The organism is Streptomyces sp. NPDC052043 (assembly GCF_044548235.1).
Classification (GTDB): domain Bacteria; phylum Actinomycetota; class Actinomycetes; order Streptomycetales; family Streptomycetaceae; genus Streptomyces.
On the sequence record NZ_JBIUBT010000009.1, the window covers coordinates 243,505 to 264,809 of the forward strand.

19 protein-coding genes are annotated in these 21,305 nt (G+C 72.0%); 6 read left to right on the forward strand and 13 right to left on the reverse strand.

Features of this window, described 5'->3' with window-relative positions:
• Positions 1 to 152: 152 nt before the first annotated feature.
• The gene (gene metG / locus ACIHCX_RS23490) at positions 153 to 1,769 is read right to left on the reverse strand and encodes a methionine--tRNA ligase (protein ID WP_400032745.1); all 1,617 of its coding nucleotides are present in this window, start codon (positions 1,767 to 1,769) and stop codon (positions 153 to 155) included.
• Between the two features lie 502 nt (positions 1,770 to 2,271).
• Here metG and ACIHCX_RS23495 point away from each other — a divergent pair.
• Positions 2,272 to 2,994 carry a hypothetical protein gene (locus tag ACIHCX_RS23495; RefSeq protein ID WP_400032492.1) on the forward strand — a complete coding sequence of 241 codons (723 nt, stop codon included), beginning with the start codon at positions 2,272 to 2,274 and terminating at the stop codon, positions 2,992 to 2,994.
• 53 nt (positions 2,995 to 3,047) lie between these two features.
• Positions 3,048 to 3,461, forward strand: coding sequence for a cytidine deaminase family protein (locus ACIHCX_RS23500; RefSeq protein WP_400032494.1), 414 nt, complete (start codon positions 3,048 to 3,050; stop codon positions 3,459 to 3,461).
• Positions 3,462 to 3,525: 64 nt separating this feature from the next.
• On the opposite strand, the gene gap is transcribed toward ACIHCX_RS23500, so the two are convergent.
• The 3 genes from gap to ACIHCX_RS23515 form a co-directional block, all read right to left on the reverse strand.
• Positions 3,526 to 4,524 carry a type I glyceraldehyde-3-phosphate dehydrogenase gene (gap, locus tag ACIHCX_RS23505; RefSeq protein ID WP_400032496.1) on the reverse strand — a complete coding sequence of 333 codons (999 nt, stop codon included), beginning with the start codon at positions 4,522 to 4,524 and terminating at the stop codon, positions 3,526 to 3,528.
• 133 nt (positions 4,525 to 4,657) lie between these two features.
• Positions 4,658 to 5,614 (reverse strand): GlxA family transcriptional regulator, encoded by a 957-nt coding sequence (locus ACIHCX_RS23510; RefSeq protein WP_400032498.1) that lies wholly within the window; start codon positions 5,612 to 5,614, stop codon positions 4,658 to 4,660.
• A gap of 150 nt (positions 5,615 to 5,764) precedes the next feature.
• A complete protein-coding gene (locus ACIHCX_RS23515; RefSeq protein ID WP_400032500.1) occupies positions 5,765 to 6,787 on the reverse strand; it encodes a DNA-directed RNA polymerase subunit alpha in 1,023 nt (340 codons plus the stop codon).
• A 218-nt stretch (positions 6,788 to 7,005) separates the two neighbouring features.
• On the opposite strand from ACIHCX_RS23515, the gene ACIHCX_RS23520 reads away from it, so the two are divergent.
• Complete coding sequence (locus tag ACIHCX_RS23520; RefSeq protein ID WP_400032502.1) at positions 7,006 to 7,227, forward strand: hypothetical protein; 222 nt, start codon at positions 7,006 to 7,008, stop codon at positions 7,225 to 7,227.
• 320 nt (positions 7,228 to 7,547) lie between these two features.
• Here the strand turns inward: ACIHCX_RS23520 and ACIHCX_RS23525 are convergent, their stop codons facing one another.
• From ACIHCX_RS23525 to ACIHCX_RS23545, 5 genes are all read right to left on the reverse strand, one after another.
• Complete coding sequence (locus ACIHCX_RS23525) at positions 7,548 to 8,372, reverse strand: aminoglycoside adenylyltransferase domain-containing protein (protein WP_400032504.1); 825 nt, start codon at positions 8,370 to 8,372, stop codon at positions 7,548 to 7,550.
• Positions 8,373 to 8,442: 70 nt separating this feature from the next.
• Positions 8,443 to 9,174 (reverse strand): ferritin-like domain-containing protein, encoded by a 732-nt coding sequence (locus ACIHCX_RS23530; RefSeq protein ID WP_400032506.1) that lies wholly within the window; start codon positions 9,172 to 9,174, stop codon positions 8,443 to 8,445.
• A gap of 117 nt (positions 9,175 to 9,291) precedes the next feature.
• Positions 9,292 to 11,622, reverse strand: a complete 2,331-nt coding sequence (locus tag ACIHCX_RS23535) for a FlgD immunoglobulin-like domain containing protein (RefSeq protein WP_400032508.1) — start codon at positions 11,620 to 11,622, stop codon at positions 9,292 to 9,294.
• Between the two features lie 103 nt (positions 11,623 to 11,725).
• On the reverse strand, positions 11,726 to 12,742 hold the full coding sequence (locus tag ACIHCX_RS23540; RefSeq protein ID WP_400032510.1) for a questin oxidase family protein: 1,017 nt from the start codon (positions 12,740 to 12,742) through the stop codon (positions 11,726 to 11,728).
• 240 nt (positions 12,743 to 12,982) lie between these two features.
• Positions 12,983 to 13,942: a D-2-hydroxyacid dehydrogenase family protein gene (locus tag ACIHCX_RS23545; protein WP_400032512.1), complete on the reverse strand. Its 960-nt coding sequence runs from the start codon at positions 13,940 to 13,942 to the stop codon at positions 12,983 to 12,985.
• Between the two features lie 205 nt (positions 13,943 to 14,147).
• Here ACIHCX_RS23545 and ACIHCX_RS23550 point away from each other — a divergent pair, with 205 nt between their 5' ends.
• A complete protein-coding gene (locus ACIHCX_RS23550) occupies positions 14,148 to 14,792 on the forward strand; it encodes an RraA family protein (protein WP_400032747.1) in 645 nt (214 codons plus the stop codon).
• A 36-nt stretch (positions 14,793 to 14,828) separates the two neighbouring features.
• On the opposite strand, the gene ACIHCX_RS23555 is transcribed toward ACIHCX_RS23550, so the two are convergent.
• From ACIHCX_RS23555 to ACIHCX_RS23565, 3 genes are all read right to left on the reverse strand, one after another.
• Positions 14,829 to 15,569, reverse strand: a complete 741-nt coding sequence (locus ACIHCX_RS23555; protein ID WP_400032514.1) for a hypothetical protein — start codon at positions 15,567 to 15,569, stop codon at positions 14,829 to 14,831.
• Positions 15,569 to 16,144, reverse strand: coding sequence for a SigE family RNA polymerase sigma factor (locus ACIHCX_RS23560; protein WP_400032516.1), 576 nt, complete (start codon positions 16,142 to 16,144; stop codon positions 15,569 to 15,571). Before ACIHCX_RS23560 ends, ACIHCX_RS23555 begins: the two co-directional genes overlap by 1 nt.
• 73 nt (positions 16,145 to 16,217) lie before the next feature.
• Entirely contained in the window at positions 16,218 to 16,799 is a 582-nt protein-coding gene (locus ACIHCX_RS23565; protein ID WP_400032518.1) for a hypothetical protein, read from the reverse strand.
• 213 nt (positions 16,800 to 17,012) lie between these two features.
• Between ACIHCX_RS23565 and ACIHCX_RS23570 the strand changes: the two genes are divergently transcribed.
• Positions 17,013 to 17,807, forward strand: a complete 795-nt coding sequence (locus tag ACIHCX_RS23570; protein ID WP_400032520.1) for a hypothetical protein — start codon at positions 17,013 to 17,015, stop codon at positions 17,805 to 17,807.
• Between the two features lie 156 nt (positions 17,808 to 17,963).
• Here ACIHCX_RS23570 and ACIHCX_RS23575 read toward each other — a convergent pair whose 3' ends face one another.
• On the reverse strand, positions 17,964 to 20,084 hold the full coding sequence (locus ACIHCX_RS23575; protein ID WP_400032522.1) for a glycogen debranching N-terminal domain-containing protein: 2,121 nt from the start codon (positions 20,082 to 20,084) through the stop codon (positions 17,964 to 17,966).
• Between the two features lie 122 nt (positions 20,085 to 20,206).
• Between ACIHCX_RS23575 and ACIHCX_RS23580 the strand changes: the two genes are divergently transcribed.
• Positions 20,207 to 21,280 carry a LacI family DNA-binding transcriptional regulator gene (locus ACIHCX_RS23580; protein ID WP_400032524.1) on the forward strand — a complete coding sequence of 358 codons (1,074 nt, stop codon included), beginning with the start codon at positions 20,207 to 20,209 and terminating at the stop codon, positions 21,278 to 21,280.
• The last annotated feature ends 25 nt before the right edge of the window (positions 21,281 to 21,305 follow it).

The window sequence follows — 21,305 nt, forward strand, 5'->3', positions numbered from 1 at the left end:
CTTCGCTGCCGGACGTGCGTGGATGTTGTCCGCCATCCCACACCATGCCGCGATCCGGGGTCACGACAGGTACCCCGTCAGGACCCGCCCTGGCGTTCCCCACAGGCCGGGGCAGGACCTCAGGAAGCCAGGAGCGGGGCACCCGGCCCACCTCACGCCTGGGCGGGCTCCTCCAGGCGCGGGAAAAGGGCGGCGCCCTTGGTGACGGTCGTGCCGGCGGGAAGTTTGCCCCACTCGCCCGCCTCCTGGACCTTCTGGTCCGACAGGGCACCCAAGGATGCCTCGGCGCCCAGGGAGTTCCACAACCTCCGCGAGGTCTCCGGCATGATCGGGTTCAGCAGGACGGCGACGGCGCGCAGCGACTCGGCCGCCGTGTAGAGGATCGTGGCCAGGCGGGCGGGGGCGTCCTCCGAGTCGTCCTTGGCCACCTTCCACGGCTCCTGCTCCGTGAGGTAACCGTTGACCTGCTTGATGAACTCGAAGACGGCCAGGATGCCGCCCTGGAAGTCCAGCTCGTCGCCGATCCGCCGGTCGGCCTCCGCCACAGCGGTGGCCAGGCCGTCGTGGATCGCCTTCGCGGCTTCGTCCTCGGCCGTGGCCTCGGGCAGCGTGCCACCGAAGTACTTGCCGACCATCGCCGCCACCCGGGAGGCGAGGTTGCCGTAGTCGTTGGCCAGCTCGCTGGTGTAGCGGGCGGAGAAGTCCTCCCAGGAGAAGGAGCCGTCCTGACCGAAGGCGATGGCGCGCAGGAAGTACCAGCGGTAGGCGTCGACGCCGAAGTGCGAGGTCAGATCCTGCGGCTTGATGCCGGTCAGGTTCGACTTGGACATCTTCTCACCGCCGACCATCAGCCAGCCGTTCGCGGCGATCCTGCGGGGCAGTGGTAGGCCCTGCGCCATCAGCATCGCCGGCCAGATGACCGCGTGGAAGCGGAGGATGTCCTTGCCGACCAGGTGGACGTCGGCCGGGAAGATGGACTCGAACTTGTCCGGGTTCTCGTTGTAGCCGACCGCCGTCGCGTAGTTCAGCAGCGCGTCGACCCACACGTAGATCACGTGCTTGGGGTCCCACGGGATCGGGATGCCCCAGTCGAAGGTCGAGCGGGAGATCGACAGGTCCTGCAGCCCCTGGCGAACGAAGTTCAGGACCTCGTTGCGGGCCGACTCGGGCTGGATGAAGTCCGGGTTGGCCTCGTAGTGGGCGAGCAACTTGTCGCCGTAGTCGCTCAGCTTGAAGAAGTAGTTCTCCTCGCTGAGGATCTCCACCGGCTTCCTGTGGACGGGGCAGAGCTGCTGACCGGCGTGCTCGCCCTCACCGTCGAGCAACTCACCGGGGAGCTTGTACTCCTCGCAGCCCACGCAGTACGGACCCTCGTAGCCGCCCTGGTAGATCTCGCCCTTGTCGTACAGGTCCTGCACGAACTCCTGGACGCGGTCGGTGTGCCGCTTCTGCGTGGTGCGGATGAAGTCGTCATGCGCGATCTCCAGATGCTCCCAGAGCGGCTTCCACGACTCCTCCACGAGCCTGTCGCACCACTCCTGCGGGGATACCCGGTTCGCCTCGGCCGTGCGCATGATCTTCTGGCCGTGCTCGTCCACCCCCGTGAGGAACCACACGTGCTCGCCGCGCTGTCGGTGCCAGCGGGCGAGCACGTCGGCCGCGCACGTGGTGTAGGCATGGCCCAGGTGAGGAACGTCGTTGACGTAATAGATGGGCGTACTGACGAAGCTCACCCCCGAGGAGGCGAGCAGCTGGCCTGCGTTGACCATCACAGCCTCAGCGCGGAGACTCAAAGGACCGCCGGCGATGTCGAAGTCCGGGTTGAGCCGAACACCGCCGTCCTCGGCGACGGAAGCGGAGGACAGCCCGAGACCCAGCTTGATCTCATCCCGGGTCAGGAACGGCACACCGAGGCGACGCGCCGTTGCGCGGGCAACGGTGGTCTTTCCGGCCCCCGGGGACCCACATACGGCGCCCACCACCGGCCGTTCCCAGCTCGACATTCGCCGATCCTGCCGGATCTTGACCATGCTGTCCACGAGCGGATGCCGCCTTGCTTGTCGGGGGTCCGATGGAGCTTCGGCACAGCAGCGAAGCACGGCAACCAACTCGCCCGCAGCCAGCCTTCACCGACCACAGGCATACGGATGTTCAGCTGGGCAACCCTCAGCGACCGCCGCACCCGTGGTTCCACGGGAAATCCCTGGTCATGGGCGCCCCTGCACCGCTACCGTCAGCGTCCTCACGCTCACAGGCCTTGGGGGGACATCCATGTGCGTCCGCGCGCGGCGGCTTTTGCCGGCTCTCGGCACCGTGATGGCCGGGGTCCTGATGGCCTCCGGGTGTTCCGCAGGGCCGGACCCGGTCACCGCGCGGGCGACCGCATCGGCCGAAGCCACCGTAGCGCCCCTGACGCGGGCGCAGTTGCGGGCGCTCACCCTCGAGGAGAGCGAGGTGGCGGGGGTGTACGAGGCCGGGCTCTCGCTGCAGGATCCCCCGCCGAAAGAGGAACGGCGCTCTTTCCCGCCGGTGTCCGACCCGACGTGCCAGACCATGCTCGACATCCGCGACGGGGAGCACGCGTCCACCGTCGTCGTGCAGGTCTTCAACTGGAAGGGCGACATCTACGGTGGCGATTCGACATTTGCCGCCTACGAGGACGGGAAGGCCCAGCAGGCCTTCGCACAGCTCAAGCAGGCACTCGGTTCCTGCCGCTCGTACGAAGGCACAGGCTGGGTGGGGAAGTTCAAAGCCGCGCTGACGATGGAACAGGCGCCGGACGTCGGGGACGAAGCCGTGCGATTCCGGGAGACCATCCCCGTCACCTCCACGGGCTTTGAGCGCCCCAGCATGCGCAACGAACAGTTCACCGTGGTCCGGGCCGGGAACGCCATCGTGACGTTCCAGAAGCTGAACGTCGACGGCAGGGCGTCCTTCCCCGCCGACCTGGTCGAACGGCAGGTCGAGCGGTTGCAAGACGCACAACGCCCTTGAGGCAGTGCGAGTCCCGGGGCAACGTCGCCCGCCACCTGACGAAGGCAGAGAAGATGACCGTGCAGAGCCACCACGTCGATCACGAACTCGTCCAGGCCGCGGCGGACGTGGCGCGGACTCGCTGCCGGGGTGACAACCACACCATGGCGGCCGCGGCCCGCGCCCGGGACGGCCGGATCGTCACCGCGGTGAACGCGTACCACTTCACGGGAGGACCGTGCGCGGAGCTGGTCCTCATCGGTGCGGCAGCCGCCCAGGGCGCCTACGACCTGGACACCATAGTCGCTGTGGGCGACCGCGACCGGGGGGTTGTTCCCCCGTGCGGTCGGTGCCGTCAGGTCCTTCTCGACTACTTCCCCGCCCTCGAGGTCATCGTCGGCGAAGGCGACCGCGTCCGGACCGTCCCCGTGGCCGACTTGCTGCCCGAGAGCTACGTCTGGGCCGACCACCAGCTCGACGCCGGGTGAGCCGTCCAGGTGCCGGCCGGCGCGGTCGCCGGGCCGGGGGCGGGGTACCGCCCCCGGCGTCCGGTCAACGCGCGGCGAGAAGCTCGAGCGTGTCGATCACGCGGTTCGAGAAGCCCCACTCGTTGTCGTACCAGGCGACCACCTTGACGTGGCGGCCGTCGACGCGGGTGAGGGCCGAGTCGAAGATGGAAGAGGCCGGATTGCCCGTGATGTCGGACGACACGAGCGGGTCGTCCGAGTACTCGAGGACGCCGGCGAGCGGCCCCTCCGCCGCGGCGCGGTACGCCGCCAGCACGTCCTCGCGCGTCACGTCGCGGGCGACGGTCGTGTTGAGTTCGACGATCGAGCCCACCGGCACCGGCACGCGGATCGAGTCGCCCGACAGCTTGCCGTCGAGGTTCGGCAGCACCACGCCGATCGCCTTGGCGGCACCGGTCGTGGTCGGCACGATGTTGACGCCGGCGGCCCGGGCGCGACGCGCGTCGCGGTGCGGACCGTCCTGCAGGTTCTGCTCCTGCGTGTAGGCGTGCACCGTCGTCATGAACCCGTGCTCGATACCGGCGAGTTCGTCGAGGACCGCGGCCAGCGGCGCGAGCGCGTTGGTGGTGCAGGAGGCGTTCGAGACGATCGTGTGCAGGGCCGGGTCGTAGGCGTCGGTGTTGACCCCGAACGCGAGCGTGACGTCGGCGCCGTCCGACGGCGCGCTGACGAGTACCTTCTTCGCGCCCGCGTCGAGGTGGGCGCGGGCGGCCTTGGCCGAGGTGAAGCGGCCGGTGGCTTCCAGGACGATGTCGACGCCGAGTTCGGCCCACGGCAACTGCGCCGGCTCGCGCTCTGCCAGCACCGTGATCCGGCGGCCGTCGACGACGAGGGCGTTCCCGTCGACGGTCACCGGGCGCCCGAGTCGGCCGGCCGTGCTGTCGTAGGCGAGCAGCCGGGCGAGAGTGGCGGGCTCCGTCAGGTCGTTGACGGCGACGATCTCAAGGTCGCTGTCGCGCTCCAGCAGTGCGCGCAGCACGTTGCGTCCGATGCGGCCGAATCCGTTGATGGCGATGCGAGTCATGAGTGAGGTCCCTTTCCTTCGCCACCAGGGTCGCCCGCGGCTCGCGCCGCCCGACAGTGGCGGGATCGCCATGGTTCAAAAGGATCCCGCCACCCCGTCCGCCACACGGACCCGTCATCCAGTGCCGGGCGGGTCACTCGCCCCGGGTGAAGGTGCGCCGGTACTCGCTCGGGGTGGTGCCGAGGATGCGCTGGAAGTGCAGGCGCAGGTTCGCGCCGGTGCCGAGCCCTACGTCGGCGGCGATCTGCTCGACGCTGCGCTCCGAGCGCTCGAGCAGTTCGCGGGCCAGGTCGATGCGGGCGCGCATCACCCACTGCATCGGCGTGTAGCCGGTCTCCTCGACGAAGCGCCGGGAGAACGTGCGCGGCGAGACCCCCGCCTGCCGCGCCAGTGTGTCGAGGGTGAGGGGCTCGCCGAGCCGGTGCAGCGTCCACTCGCGGGTGGCGGCGAACCGCTCGCCGAGCGGCTCGGGGACGCTGCGCGGCACGTACTGGGCCTGACCGCCGCTGCGGTAGGGGGCCGCGACCAGGCGCCGGGCCGCGTGGTTGGACGCGGCCACACCGAGGTCGCCGCGCAGGATGTGCAGGCACAGGTCGATGCCGGAGGCGGCGCCGGCCGAGGTGAGCACGCTGCCCTCGTCGACGAACAGCACGTTCTCGTCGACGTGGACGAGCGGATGCCGGGCCACGAGTGCCCGCGTGTAGTGCCAGTGCGTCGTGGCGCGCCTGCCGTCGAGCAGGCCCGTGGCGGCGAGCGCGAAGGCGCCCGTGGAGATGGCGGCGAGCCGTGCGCCCCGGTCGTGGGCGGCGACCAGTGCGTCGACGACGGCCCGCGGCGGGTCGTCGCGGTCCGGGAAGCGGTAGCCGGGGACGAAGACGATGTCGGCCCAGGCAAGGGCGTCGAGGCCGTGGGCGACGTAGTACGCGAGGCCGTCGCCGCCGGTCACGAGGCCGGGTGTCGCCCCGCACACCCGCACCTCGTACGGCATGCTCGCGCGGGTCGTGAAAACCTGCGCGGGGATTCCCACATCGAGCGGCTTCGCGCCCTCGAGCACGAGGACGGCGACGCGATGCAGGCGGGAGGGGGGCACAGGAAGAGGTTACGTGGGACGTGACCTCGATCCGCTCGTGCGTTGCCCGGAGCCTCCAGGACCCTACGGATCCCGGTCACCGCATGGCCGCCGCGGTCGAAGGCGGCGGCCATCGGGACGTTCGTGGTGTCCGTCGTCGCGGTGACGCGCTCAGTACTGCTCCGTCTCCGCGAAACCCCCGTTCCCGTTGTCGTCCGCGTCGAAGGCGTCCGCCGCGGCGGTCGGGTCGAATCCGGGCGGGCTGTCCTTCAGGGCCAGGCCCAGGCCGGCCAGCTTCGCCTTGACCTCGTCGATGGACTTCGCACCGAAGTTGCGGATGTCCAGCAGGTCGGCTTCGGAACGCGCCAGCAGCTCACCCACCGAGTGGACGCCCTCGCGCTTGAGGCAGTTGTAGGAGCGGACCGTGAGCTCCAGCTCCTCGATCGGCAGTGCCAGGTCGGCGGCCAGGGCGGCGTCCGTCGGGGACGGGCCCATGTCGATGCCCTCGGCGTCGATGTTCAGCTCGCGCGCGAGACCGAACAGCTCCACCAGGGTCTTGCCGGCCGACGCCATGGCGTCACGCGGACGCATGGCCTGCTTGGTCTCGATGTCGACGATCAGCTTGTCGAAGTCGGTGCGCTGCTCGACACGCGTCGCCTCGACCTTGTACGTGACCTTCAGCACCGGCGAGTAGATCGAGTCGACCGGGACACGGCCGATCTCCTGGCCCACCTGCTTGTTCTGCACCGCGGAGACATAGCCGCGACCGCGCTCGACGGTCAGCTCCATCTCCAGCTTGCCCTTGCCGTTCAGCGTGGCGAGGACGAGATCGGGGTTGTGCACCTCGACACCCGCCGGCGGCGCGATGTCGGCGGCGGTGACCAGACCCGGACCCTGCTTGCGCAGGTACATCACGACCGGCTCGTCGTGCTCCGAGGAGACGACCAGCTGCTTGATGTTGAGGATCAGGTCGGTGACGTCCTCCTTGACACCCGGCACGGTGGTGAACTCGTGCAGGACACCGTCGATGCGGATGCTGGTGACAGCGGCACCGGGGATCGACGACAGGAGGGTACGGCGAAGGGAGTTGCCGAGGGTGTAGCCGAAGCCCGGCTCCAGCGGCTCGATCACGAACCGGGAGCGGAACTCGTCGACGACCTCTTCGGTCAGTGACGGACGCTGAGCGATCAGCACGAGGTATTGCCTCCAGTGTGTGGCGCCCGCTATGTGACGCCGTGGACACCACGAAGGGTACGGGCGGTTCGCCCTCCCACGCGGCCGAACCGCCCGACCGCGCCCGTCTGCCGGCGGGTCGGCGGCTCGGCCAAGACTTGGAGTGGACTCCAGGGATCGGCGGCCCCTGCCCCTGGAAGTCGGACACCGGCGCAGTTCGTAGGTGCATACTGGGGGCAATGACAAAGCCTGCTGCACCGAAGCGTCATTTGCCTACCAGCCCCTTCAAGGCCCCGGTCACGGCGGCTCCCAAGCACTTCGCCGTGGGCGACCAGGTCACTCATGACATGTACGGCCTCGGCCGGGTGATCGGCGTCGAGGACGGAATCGCGGCCCTCGTGGATTTCGGCTCGGCGCAGATGCGGATCCTGAGCCCGTACGCCAAGATGACCAAGCTGTAGGACCGCTGTGCCCGGTCACGGCACACCAGGCCCCTTCGGGGACCTGTAGCGAAAGGGAGACCTCTCATCGACCCGACGTCGCTGTTCTCCGCCCTGGAAGGGCAACCCCGTCGTTCCTCCGCCGCGTCGCCGCCGCCGGCGACGAACCCCTTCCAGGCCCCGGACTTCGGGGAGGACGAGGCCTTCCCGTTCGAGGACGTACAGGGGCCCGCCCCGGGCATCCGCGCCGCGCACCCCAAGGCGGCCTAGCGCGCCCTGGTGCGGTGCTCTCAGGCCTCTTCCGGACCAACGGAGGACTTCGAGTTCGCGGAGGGTCGAGTTCACGGTGCTTCGTGCGTGGTCCCGGCTGTCGCCCTGACGTACTCGGCGAAGGCGGCGGTCCGCTCGACGGTGCCCGGGCGCGGCGGGTCGTCGAAGTCCAGTCCGAGTCGGCGGTCGTCGAGGGACTGGCGGATCAGGCCCGACCACTGCCGGTCCAGGTGGTCCGCCGCCCACAGCAGGGCCGCCCGCTTGGACGTCACACGACCCGTCTCGAGGGTGTGCAGGATGCGGCAGAGGCTGGTGACGGCGTAGCGCTGGGACCACGCGACGTCGTAGTCGAGCCAGGCGTGGTCGGCGGAGAAGTCCCGGGCGTATGTGCGCATCCTGGCGCGCAGGACGTCCGGGCCGACGGGGTCGACGAGTTCCCTGGGGTCCGGTCCGGTGAGGGTCACGCCGCGTTCGCGCAGCGACCATCGGACGACCTCGGTGTTGCAGTGCGTCGACCATTCCATCGTGCGCGAACCGTGGTCGACGAACAGCCAGGGCCGGCCGAGCCCTTCGAGCCCTCGTAGCGCCGTGCTGTCGGGATACGAGCCCTCCAGGTGGCGCGGCCAGTGTCCCGGACGGGTGGGAATCTCGTCGTGCAGGGCCCGCAGGGCGGCTTCCTGATCCGGGGTGACGGGGCCGCGGACGGGGATCAGGAAGTCGCAGTCGCTGTGGAGGTCCGCGTCGCCGACGGCGAAGGAACCCTGGAGGTAGGCGCCGACGAAGTTGTCGCCGAGGATTCTCGCGGCGCGCTCGGTCAGTTCCCGGAGTACCTGGTTGAGTTCGGCGAACGGCGTGGGCTCCGGGTGCGGATCCGGACGCGAATCGTTGTCGGACATCCTCGAAGTACAACAACCTCCATGGCCGTCCGTCGACCGAATATGGACGGGAAGCGGTGACCGTCCGCGGTCAGCCCGCGGACGTCCATGCGTCCGGGCGGGGCGCCAGCACCGCGGCAACGACCGCGCCGGACGAGGCCATGACGTCGGCCACGAACCGCCTGCGCCCCATGCCGAGTTGGCGTAGCGCCGGGCCGTGGTCGGCGACGACGACGAAGCAGGCCGCGAGCAGGAGGAGCCGCCACAGGGCCATCACCGGGCGGCGCGTCGCGCGGGGCAGTTCCGCCAGGGAGGCGTGCAGGCGCTCGCAGTGGAACGGGACGTGGCGCTGCTCGTCGGACAGGATCCGCCCCGCCACCTCCGAGGTGAGAGAGTCGTCCGTGCCGTCGCGCAGGCCCCGGTAGTAGCGGAGCGCCACCACTTCGGCGATCATCAGCACCAGCAGTTCCATGCGCAGGCCCATGAGACGCCGCAGCCGTACGAAGACCGTGTCGGTCCAGTGGCCGGGCAGGGTCGGTACACCGCCCGCGGCCAGCAGGCGAGCGAGCAGCCGGGCGTGGTTCTGCTCCTCCGCGACGAAGAGCCGGACTGCCTGCGCGTAGTCGGCGTCACCGGCCTCGTCCGCCTTGCCGACGAGGTTGGCTCCGTCACCGTCCTCGCCGACCTGGAAGCGCTGAATGCTCGCCCACACCGCCGGACGCAGCGTCGCTCCCCGCCCCCAGTCCGGGTCGCCCAGGGCGCTCCTGCGCTCCCGCTCGTCCTCGAACCGCCTTGTCCACTTGGCGAAGCCGCCCGTATCCACCTGGTCTCCCCTTCCCCCCGGGGCACAGCCACTGTGCCCCGGGGAGTGACGACGCGGGTGGGCTCCGAACCGTTCCACGCTCGCGTCGAATTGAGGAATCTTCCGCCGCTGCTCCCGTTACGGGCCGGCGGTGACCGCGAGGGTGCCGGTCAGAGTGAGGGGGGCTCCTGCGCCGTCCTCGGGGGTGGCGGTGAGTTCCCAGGTGTAGGTGCCGGCGGCAGCGGGCTTTCCGTTCGCGAGGGTGCCGTCCCAGCGGGCGGTCAGGGTGGCGCCGTCTGCCGTGGGGGTGAGCGTGCGCACGGCCTTCTTCTTGCTCTTGATGACCAGTTGGGCGCCGGTGGACGGCTTGGACAGCTGCCAGGTCGGGTTCCAGGTGGTCCCGGGCCGCGGGGCGTAGGCGGTGTCGATCCGGCTCGCGGTCGCGGTGAGGGCCTGGGCGGGCACTCCGCTCGGTACGACGTGCGCCGCCCCGTCGGCGTCCAGCCAGGCGATGCCGCCGCCGTACTTGTCCACGTCGTAGTTCTTCCACCAGGACTCGGTGGGCAGGTCGGTGAGCACGCGGGGCGCGGCCGCGGTTCCGGTGTGGAAGTCGGTGAGCAGCAGCCGGCCCGCGCCCGTGTCCTGGTTGACGACGAAGCCGTCGCCGAGCTTCCCGCGCTCGGGCAGGGAGATGTTCTGCCCGGTCCGCAGGTCGTACACGCCGAACGGGGCGGAGCTGTCGTACGTCACGTCCCGCCCCAGGCAGTCCCAGTACACCCAGCGCCCGACGGTCTGGATCTGCCGGATCTCGCAGGAGGCGTCGACGTGGTACGAGGTGACCGCGCCGGACGCCAGATCGCGCGCCTCGATCCGGCCGCCGGTGCCGCCGGCCCACAGCTCGGACCCCCACAGCGCGGCCCACGTGTCCAGTTGCTCCACCACCGCCCCGCCGCCGGGCGCCTCGAAGTCGACCAGCAGACCGCCGTTGTACAACGCGTACCGTCCGGAGGCGTCGTACAGGCCGCGTCCGGAGGCCGCCGGGGTGGGGCGGTCGTACGCGATGACCTCGGTGCGTTGGCCGGACGCGGTCGCGCGCACGAGGACGTCCCGCTGGGCGGCGTCGTCGTGCCGGGCGTACACCACGGACCCGTCCCCGGCGCCCAGCGGCTGTCCGTAGCTGTCCTCGAGGGGCGCGGTGGCCACCTCGGTGCGCTCCCCCGCCGACGGAGTGCCGGTGAGGGTCACCGTGCGCGTGTGGTACGAGGGAAGCGGCGCGCTGTCGATCTCCCTGGTGACCAGCTGACCGGCGGCGAGCGCGATGCCGCGCACGGCGGCCGGTCTCGCCGGCACCTTGGACAGGGTCCGCAGGGTCAGACCGCCGTCCGCCGCGACCTCGACGCGGCGCACGGCCCAGTCCCCGGCGTCCGCGCCGCCGACCGTGATCGCCCCGCCGCCGGGGATCTGGGTCAGGTCGGACTGGGCGGCCGCCAGCAGAGTGACCGGCGATCCACCACCGAGGGGGGTGGCCTTGAGGGGGCCGCCGCGGGTCAGCGGCGGGTTGTGTTCGTGGGAGGTCGCCGGCCGGAAGGCGGTGAGCAGCCAGTCGCCCGCCAGCCCGATGACCTGGTCGCCCGCGTCCGAAGGCGACATGGCGACGGAGGTCTGCGCTCCGTCAGGGTCGTCCCGGCGGACGACGAAGGCCTGGCGCATGCCCTGCTGGTACCAGGCGATGTGGGTGGGCGAGACGGCGGCCTGGAGGGTCCACGGTTCGTCGGGGCCGACGGCGTGGGTGGTCACGGAGGTGAGGTCGCCGGAGGTCAGGTCGAGGACACCGAGCGCGTAGGTGTGCGTGAACTTCACGACGGCCACCCGCCCGTCGCCGGCCGCGACCGGGTACGGGTCGAACCTCATCCCCGAGGGCGGCTCGACCGGCGTGTCCGTGGTCACGCCGTCCTCCAGGCGGAGGATGTGCAGCTTGTCCACCTGCCACACCTCGTTGTACGAGACCGTCAGGACGGTCCGGCCGAACGAGCCCACGGTGTGCTGCCCGTCGGGAACCGTGAGCGGCGTCGACTCCCCGGTCGCCGGGTCGCGCAGCCGCACGACTCCGCTGGAGCCGACGGACACGGGCAGGATGTCCGTGCCCGTGCCGTAGTAGCCCTGCTGGCCCGGCAGTCTGCCGGTGAAGTCCTCGACCGTCCGCTCGCTGCCGTCGTAGCCCCGCCACTGGTACGGCGCGGTGGAGCCGTCGTTCGTCTCCAGGCGGTGCAGGTAGCCGGTGTCTCCGGAGGCGTACAGCACGTCCTGCACCGGCTCGTACCTGTCCGGCGCGGTCAGCACCAGCTCCGCCGGTTCGGTGTCCCCGGCCCGTGCCACCGTGGGGACGGCGATCGCGGGGACGGCGGCGAGGGCGAGGACGAGGGTGAGACGGCGGGCAACATCGCTTAAACGTTCGAATTTCATGTCCATGATTGCCACAGCGCACGGCGGGACGGAAACGTCACACCGACCCGCCGCGCCTCATCGGTTCGGCGTGCCCTCAGCCGCCGCGCCTCGTCGTCTCGGCGTGCGCTCAGCGCAGTGGTTCGCTCAGTTCGATGGAGCGCAGGGCTGCCGCGAGAGCCTGTTCGTCGCCCACGTCGAGAGCCGTGTCGGTCAGTTTGATGACGTGTTCGTCGCCGTGTTCCAGGGCCAGTTCGAGGACCTCTTCGGCGGTGAGGGTGGCCGGTGGGGTGTAGGCGACCGGGGCGTCCGGCGCGTACATCGCGGTCACCGCCGCGCAGGCCGTCCAGGCGGCCCGCAGACTCGGCGCCCACAGGGGCCGCGGGAGCGCGGGCAGGGCGCGCAGGACGGCGTTGGGTGCCGTGGCCGCGTGGACCAGCATCGTCGCGTCGCCGTGGCCGTGGGTGACGTACCGGTGGGTGGCCGCCCGCACCAGTTCGGCCAGGCGGCGGTGGGCCGCGTCGGGGTCCGAGTCCGTGACCGCGGCCGCCCAGGTCGGCAGGCTCCTGACGCGTGCGAGCCGGTCGGGGAAGCCGCCGTCCCGTTCGGCGATGGGCGTCACCGTGTCGAGGGCGGCGGCCGCGCTGTCCGCGCCGGGCAGCGGGGTGAGGTCCGAGACGGGGTGGTGGCGGGCCGCCCAGTAGCCGAGGCCGTGGGCGAGTTCGGCCAGGCGCGGCTCGGTGGCCTCGCCGGCGAGCAGCGTGCGCACCGCGTGGCCCACCCGGATCACCGGGTGAGCAGCGCCGCCGTACAGACCGGGCAGGAGGCGGGGCCACCACTCGGCGAGCACGTCGCGCCAGGGACGCTCGGCGATCTCGCGTCCGAAGTGGTCGATCCAGTCCGCGGCGCGGCGGGGGTCACCGAGCGCGCCTCGCCAGTCGGCGGCCGTGACCGGTGCGACGGCGGACGGGAACTCCTCGAGCTTGGGTGTGTACAGATCGAGCCAGCGGTGCACCGAACGTGCCTGTCCGTGGGCGGCGAGGGCCTCGACGGCCATCGGCGCGTGGTTGCTGAGTCGTCCCAGCCGCTCCGGTCCCGTGGTGTGCAGTCGTTGAAGTGCCTCGTCGAGAATGCCCGTCGTATCCATGGCAGGGAACGTAGACGGGACTCCGCGGCCGCGTAACGGGCTCAGGACGTAGGCCGGGACCTAGGGCTGCCCGGGCCCCAGGAGTGTTCGGACCTAGGACTGTTCGGGCCTGGGTCTGTTCGCGCCTACGACCGTTCGGACTGCCTCGGCCGGGGCCGGACAAGGTCCGCCCAGGTCACCCGGCCGAACCAGTGATCGGGGAGCCGGCCGGCGGAAGCCGACCGGCGTGGGCAGGGCCCGTCAGCCCAGGCGGCGTACCGGCTCGCCCGCCAGGTAGGCCCGGATGTCCTCCACGGCGTCGCCGTAGTACGTCGCGTAGTTGGCCTGCGAGACGTAGCCGAGGTGGGGCGTGGCGAGCAGGCGCGGGGCGGTGCGCATCGGGTGGTCGGCGGGGAGCGGTTCGACGTCGAACACGTCCACTCCGGCACCGGCGATACGGCCCTCGTGCAGGGCGGCGAGCAGCGCGTCCTGGTCGACGATGGCGGCGCGCGAGGTGTTGATCAGGTAGGCGGTGGGCTCGAGGAGGGCGAGTTCGGCGGCGCCGAGCAGGCCGCGGGTGCGGTCGCTCAGCGCGAGGTGGATGGAGACGAAGTCGCTGTGCGACAGCAACTCCTCCTTGGAGGAGGCGAGTTCGACGCCCACCTCGGCGGCGCGCTCGGCGGTGAGGTGCCGGCTCCAGGCGCTGACCCGCATCCCGAAGGCGAGGCCCACCTGCGCGACCCGGCTGCCGATCTTGCCGAGGCCGAGCAGGCCCAGGCGGGCGCCCTGGAGGTCGGCGCCGACGGTGGACTGCCAGGGGCCGCCCTCGCGCAGCGCGTTGTTCTCGGTCACCAGGCCGCGGGCGAGGCCGAGCAGCAGCGCCCAGGTCAGTTCCACCGGCGGGGTGGAGGAGCTCCCGGTCCCGCACACGGTGACACCGCACCGCTCGGCGGCGGCATAGTCGATGACCGAGTTGCGCATGCCGGAGGCGACGAGCAGCTTCAGGCGGGGCAGGCGGTCGAACAGCGAGGCCGGGAAGGCGACGCGTTCGCGCAGGGTGACGACGATGTCGAAGTCGGCAAGCGCGCGGGCGAGTTCGTCCTCGTCGGCGATGTGCTCGCGGAACGTGACGATCTCCACCCGGTCCTCGACCGGGCCCCAGTCGGCGGAGGCGAGGGCGGCGTCCTGGAAGTCGTCGAGCACGGCGCAGCGCAGCGGCATGTCCGTTGTCTCCGTCCTTGGTTCGGGCCGATCAGTCGGTGGCGCTGTTCGGCCGGTTCGGGCTGATCCGTAGGTTCGATCACACCACTGTCCGGCAAACCCGGTGGACCACGGGTGACGAGGGCCGTACCGTCGAGCGCGGCAGCCACAGGGACGAACACTCGAGACGATCAGAGGTGCCATGACGGACGCCAGCAGGGACGCCATGACGGACTCCGCCGAAGCCACCGCTCCCGCCGCCGGGTTCGCGGACATCCCCACGACCACGCTGGCCGACCTCCTCGGCCGGGCGCAGGTCATGGACATCGGCATCCGCCCGCTGTGGTCGCCGGTGCCCCGCGTGGCCGGGCCGGCGTTCACCGTGCGGTGCCCTCCCGGGGACAACCTCATGCTGCACGCGGCCATTCACCGTGCCGCCCCGGGCTCCGTCATCGTCGTCGAGTCCGGCGACCTGGACTACGCCCTGGCAGGCGGCAACGTCTGCGCGGTGGCGCAGCGCCGGGGCGTCGCGGCCTTCGTGCTGGACGGTCTGATCCGCGATCTGTGCGAGGTCCGCGAGGCGGGCTTCCCCGTCTTCGCCCGGGGTGTCATCCCGATCCCGGGCGGCAAGAAGGCCGTGGAGCCGCTGAACACGGAGGTGACCTGCGGCGGGGCGAAGGTGAGCGCCGGGGACATCGTGGTCGCCGACGAGGAGGGCGTCGTGGTCGTCCCGGCCGCCCACCGCGAGGAGATCCTCGTCGCCGCGCGGGCCAAGCTGGCCAAGGAGGCGGACGAGACCCTCGACGCGTGGGAGGAGGCCCACCGCACCCGCGTCAACGGGATCCTGCGCGCCCAGGGCTTCGAGGACTGACACCGGACGTCGTTCACCGGGGACCTGCCCGCCGGATCACCGTGGCCCCGACCGGGCGTAGACCCCGCCCTCGGTGTCGCGGACGGTGACTCGGGTGTCGAGGTGGAAGGGGTCCTCGCCGGAGGTGAGGTCGGTGATGGCGTACCAGACACCCCATCCGGGGTTCCCCGGCAGTTCGATGAGCTTGCCGCGCACCGTCCCGTCCGCGGTGTCGACCTCGACGCTGGACGCGGTGCCCTTGCCGCCGTAGTAGAGGCCGGAGAGGTAGCCGCGGCCGTCCTCGGACTCCTCCTGGACGGAGACGCCGGGGGTGTTCCGGTCGATGTTGCCGTCGACCACGCTGCGGAACTGCGGCTCGGGCGAGGAGGGCGTCGTCCAGTGCTTGCCCTCCGCCGTGAGCCAGAACTCGAAGCCGGGAGCGGCCGTCACGTGCTCACCGGGGGCGACGACACGAGGCGTCGGGGCCGGGGCGGTCGAGGAGACGGAGGGCGAGGGCGAGACGGACGCGGGTGCCGCCGGGGACGTGGCGCGGGCGGCGCCGGGTTCCGTGCCGCGCAGCACGACGACGGCCAGAGGCACCAGCAACAGCCCGCAGCCCGCGCCGAGTACGGCCGCCCGCCGCCTGCGCCGGATCCGCCGCCCCCAGCGCTCCACGGCCGCCAGCGGCGGCGGGGAGGGCGTGATGCTGTACGCGACCTCGGCCAGTGCCTGACGCAACCGCTCGGTCTCGGCGTGTTCCGGGCCTGTGTCGGCCGCGGTGGTTCTGAGGTCATTCATCAGCGGGCTCCGGAAACGGAGTGGGAGCGGTCGGGGATGTCGGAGTCGGAAGCGTCGGCGGAGTGGAAGGCAGGATGGGCGCGCAGGGCCGCGAGGCCGCGCTGCGCATGGGTCTTGACCGTTCCGAGCGAACAGCCGAGCAGTTCGGCGATGTCGGTCTCGGAGAGGTCCTCCCAGTAGCGCAGCACCAGCACCGTCCGCTGCCGGGCGGAGAGCGTGGCGAGCGCCTGTGTGAGCGCGGCGCGGCGCTCGACGGACTCGGCGTGACCGCTGTCCGACTGCTGCATCCGCTCGGGCAGGAACGGCATCAGCAGGTGTGTGACACGTCTCCTGCGGATCCGGCTGAGGTTGTTGTTGACCAGTGAGCGTCGTACGTAGAAGTCGACGTCGTCGGGCGGGATGCGTCCCCAGCGCGCGTACACCTTGGCCAGCGTGGTCTGCACGAGATCCTCGGCTTCGTGGTAGTCGCCGGTGAGCAGGAGGGCGGTCCGTAACAGACGGCTCCAGGCCGCACTGGCGTAGGCGGCGAAGTCGGTGCTCCCGGAGGAGGCTGCGAATCTCTCGTACTGCGGCACGGAGGCGGTTCCCTGGGGGTCGGGTACGGGGAGGGGCCGGGGGCGGGGACCGCGCGGGCCCCCGCCCGGGAGATCAGCGCATCAACTGCGCGTAGATCCCGCCCTTGGTGTCGTGGACGGTGACCTGGGAGACGTAGTCCCAGGAACCGCTGCCGGGCTTGACGTCGGCGGTGGCGTACCAGACGCCCCATCCGGGCTTGCCGGGCAGTTCGATGAGCTTGCCGCGCACCGTCCCGTCCGCGGTGTCGACCTCGACGCTGGACGCGGTGCCCTTGCCGCCGTAGTACAGGCCGGAGAGGTAGGCACGGCTCTCCGTGACCTCGGACTGCATCGAGACGCCGGGGGTGCTCCGGTCGATGTTGCCGTCGACCACGCTGCGGAACTGCGGCTCGGGCGAGAAGGGCGTCGTCCAGTGCTTGCCCTCGGCCGTGAGCCAGAGCTCGAAGCCGGGGACGGCCGTCACGTGCTCACCGGGGGCGACGATGCGGGGCGTCGGGGCGGTCTTCTTCGCCGTCGGGTGCGCCACCGCGGCGGTCCGGGCCTTCGCGACCGTGCTGTGCGGCGCCTTCGCGGGTACGGCGTACGACGCGGTGGCCGTTCCCACCACGGCGGCGGTGACGGCCGCGCAGGCCAGGTACTTCAGTGTCCGTCTCATGAACGGGCAACTCCTCGCGGAACACGGACCCTTGCGGGATCCAGGCTGGCTGTCGGAAGGAGGACGCCTCGCGCCTCTCCACCTGTTCAAACTCCCGTCGGATCACGGCCGGATGACACCCCCGCGGGATTTCTTCGCGGAGCGGCGACAGGGCCGACGCGCGTCCGGGCGCCGGTACCGCCCCGGTCGGCGCCCGGTGGCGATAATCGTCGGGTGAACGGCGGTGAGGTGCGGCGGCGGCTGCTGAGCGATCTGCTGGCGGTGGGGACGCCGTACGGCCTGGTGCTCGCCGGTGGGGACGCGGTACGGGCGCACGGGCTGGTGGACCGGCCCGTCCGGGGCGTCGACGTGGCCACCGAGAGCCCGGTCGAGACGGGAGACATCGTCACGGCGCTACGCGCCGGCCTGGAGGAACGCGGCTGGCGGGTGCGGACATCGGAGACGGAGCCGCTGGCGGCCCGGCTGGTGGTGGACGCCCCGGTGGCCGAGGAGGAGACCAGGGCCGAGGAGGAGACCGGGGCCGAGGCGGAGACCGGGGCCGGGGCGGAGACCGGGGCCGGGGCGGGCGCCGGGACGGAGCCGGAGCCCGAGGCGGAGTTCAGGGCCGGGGCGGAGTACGTCGTGCAGGTGGTCAAGGAAGTGCTGTGGCGGCCGGTGGAGGTGAGCGAGTCCGGGCCGGTCCTCTCCCTCGAGGACCTCGTCGGCACCAGGGTGCGCGCCCTGGCCGGCCAGGGCCTCGCCCCCGACCTCGTCGACGTCCACGCCGCCGCCGACCGGTGGAGCTACCCGGAGTTGGAGGAACTCGGCCGCCGCCACGCCGGTGACGCCCTCGACCTCACCGATCTCCAGACCCGCCTGGTCGGCGCCGAATGGATCGACGACCGCGAGTTCACCGCCTGCGGGCTCGACGACCGGGCCGTCGCCGAGCTCCGCCGCTGGGCCCAGGAATGGGCGGACGACATCGGCGAACGGCTCGCGGAGTCCTCGGCCCCGCTCGACGACGAGTGACACCGGCTCCTGCGACCGGCGGCGGCTCCCCCGACCGACGGGGGCCGCCGCCACCCGGAGCCTGCCGGGCCCGTACCCCGACCAGCCCGTACTCCGACCAGCCCGGGCCTCGGGCTCTCCCCCGTCCCGTAGCCGGCGGTCGGCCCTCGGCCCAGGTCAGCCGGTGATCAGCGTCAGCCCCTTCGGGGCCGTCACCTCGGCCGATCCGTCCGCCCTCACCGTGACGTCCAGAGGATGTCCGCCCGCTTGGAGACCGGTGACCGTCAGCGGGCCGTAGGCGCGCGCGAAGGTCGGGGTCACCGTGAGGGTGCCGGCGGGGACGTCCGCGCTCAGGCCGAGGGCCGACTGGAGCACGAGGACCGAGGACGCGGCCGCCCACGCCTGGGGCCGGCAGGACGCCGGATAGGGCGCGGGACGCGGGCCGGCCTCGGCACCGTGACCCGCGAAGAGCTCCGGCAGCCGGGCCTCGAACGCCGCCGACGCCGTCAGCAGGCCGTCCGCCAGCGACGCCGCGGCGTCCGGGAAACCGGCCCGGACCAGGCCGTGCACGGCGATCGCCGTGTCGTGCGGCCAGATCGAACCGATGTGGTAGCCGTACGGGTTGAAGCCCACCGCCTCGCTGCTCAGCGTGCGCAGACCGTGGCCCGCGTCCAGGTCGCCGCCGGCCAGCCGGGCCGCGAGCAGCGCGCTCTCCTCGTGGTTCAGCAGCCCCGTGCCCAGGAGGTGGCCGAAGCCCGAGGTGACCGAGTCGGCCGGCCTGCCGTCGCCGTCCAGCGCGACCGCCGGGTACGGGCCCCGCTCGTCCTCCACCCAGAAGCGCTCGCGGAAGCGCGCGGCGAGCCGGTCGGCCCACTCCTCCCACTCGTCGGCCCCCGGGCGGCCGAAGGACCGCAGCAGCGCCGCTCCGCCGCGCGCGGCCTCGTACGCGTACGCCTGTACCTCGCACAGCGCGATCGGCGGGCGGGCGAGGCTGCCGTCGCGGTACCGGATGGAGTCGCCGGAGTCCTTCCAGCCCTGGTTGGCCAGGCCCCGGCCGGACAGGTCGACGTACTTGAGGAAGCCGTCACCGCCGGCGTCCCCCTGGTCGCGCATCCAGGCCAGCGCCGACTCGGCGTGCGGCAGCATCCGCTCGACCTCCTCCGGTGCCAGGCCCCAGCGCCAGGCGTCGTGGAGCAGGGAGATCCACAGCGGGGTGGCGTCCACCGTGCCGTAGTACACCGGCGGCAGCGAGAACGTGTCGCTGAACGACGAGGTGCCGCGCCGCACTTCGTGCAGGATCTTGCCCGGCTGTTCCTCGGTGGCCGGGTCGGTGACGCCGCCCTGGCGGCGGGCGAGGGTGCGCAGGGTGCCCGCCGCGAGCTCGGTGCCGAGCGGGAGCAGCATGCGGGCGGCCCAGAGCGAGTCGCGGCCGAAGAGGGTCAGGAACCAGGGGGCGCCCGCGGCCAGGAACTGGTCCGGCCGCTCCCCGGTCGACCGCGGGTCCGTCAGGCGCAGGCGGTCCAGGTCGGCCAGCGACTGCTCCAGCCACCGGTCGAGGCCTCGGTCCGCGCTGCGCAGGGCGGGGGTGCGCCACGGTAGGGCGTCGGCCGGGGGCGCCGGGAACTGGTCGCCGTCGGCGTGGGCCGCGGTGCAGCGCAGGGTCGCCGTCCACGAGGCACCGGCGTCCAGGGCGATGTCGTACGACAGCCGGCCCGCCGGCGCGTCCAGCGCGTCGGGCGCGGGCTCACTGGTCAGGCGTACGGCGAACCCGTCGCTCGCCCACGCCAGTTCGCTCCCGCCGAAGGCCTGCGCGGGTGCCGTCTCCACCAGGCGCCCGGACTTGACCTCCTCCATGGTGGCGAGGTCCGTGCCGGCCGTGACCGTCAGCCGGAAACGGACCGACCGGGTGCCCGCGTTGGTGATGTCGAGGACCTCCTCCAGCCCTCCGGACGTCGTGGTCCGGCGGCGGTGCAGGGCGACCGCGGGGTCGGGCGTCACCTCTCCGAGCCCGCGCAGGATCGACCGGAAGTCCGCCTGGTCCGCCCCGCGCAGCCCGTGCCCGACCGGCACCAGCGGGATGCCGTCGGCCGCGACGGTCAGCTGGGAGAGCGCCCGGCGGTCGCCGTGGAAGAAGCCGTCCGCGCCGCCGTCCAGGGCCCCGTCCGGGCGCGAGATCACGAAGCTGGGCGCGTACAGCGTGACGACCGCGTCGTGCAGGAACGGCTGAAGGCCCTCGGTCACCGCGGGGGGCGGCGTGACCGAGCCGTTGGCGTCCGGGGTCTTGACAGTCGAGTCCAAGGGAGTAGAACCTCTCAGCGTTTGAACGTTCCAAAGACAGTAAGTGACTCGTCAGAGCGCTGACAATGCTTTTGGAACGCTAAAACATGCTCCTCGTTCCCTCTGCACGCCGGAGGCCCGCAATGCCCCGCTCCAGCAACGACCCGCCCGCCAGGGGCGGCCCGGTGACGCTCGCCATGGTCGCGCGCCGGGCCGGGGTCTCCCCGCAGACGGTGTCGAACGCGATCAACTCGCCCGGCCTGCTGCGCCCCGAGACCCTGGAGCGGGTCCGCCGGGTGATCGACGAGATGGGCTACCGCCCCAGCCGCGCCGCGCAGACGCTGCGCACCCGCTCCAGCAAGCTGATCGGCTACGGCATCCTGCCCGCCCCGGCCAGCAGCCCCGTCCTCGACCGGTTCCTGCACGCCCTGTCGCAGGCCGCCGACGAGGCCGGCTACCGCGTGCTGCTGTTCGCCTGCCAGCCCGGCGAACCGACGCTGGACGGCTACGAGGAGCTGCTCGACCAGCACGAGGTCGACGGCTTCGTGCTCAGCGGCACCGAGCACAACGACCCGCGCCAGGCCTGGCTCGCCAAGCGGGGCGTGCCGTTCGTCGCCTTCGGCCGGATGTGGTCCCGGCGGCAGATCGGGGACTGGGTCGACGTCGACGGCGCCTTCGGCACGGACGCCGCCGTGGAGCACCTGGTCGCCCTGGGGCATCGCAGGATCGCCTTCCTCGGCTGGGGGCGCGGTTCCTCCGGCGCCGGTGACGACCGCGCCGAGGGCTGGCAGCGGGCCATGAAACGGCACGGGCTGCCGACGCGCGGGCGGCGCGCGGAGAGCGTGAACGACATCGACGCGGCCCGCGCCGCCGTGAAGCCGCTGCTGGACGCGGGCGCCACCGCGGTGGTCGCGGCCAGCGACATGCTGGCGCTCGGCTGCTACCAGACCCTGCGCGAGCGTGGCGCCGTCCCCGGCCGCGACGTGGCCGTGGTCGGCTTCGACGACTCGCCGACCGCCGAACTCCTGTCCCCCGCGCTGACCTCCCTCGCCCAGCCGCTGGAGGAGGTCGGCCGGGAGTGCGTGCGGCTGCTGCTGGCGCGGATGGCCGCTCCCGACGCACCGCCCGAACGCATCCTGCTGCCGCCGTCCCTGGTCGTCCGGGACAGCGCCCGCGCACCCAACGCGGGAGCGGCCGCGACCGTGCCCCCCGTCTGACGACGGCTCGACAGGCACCGATCAC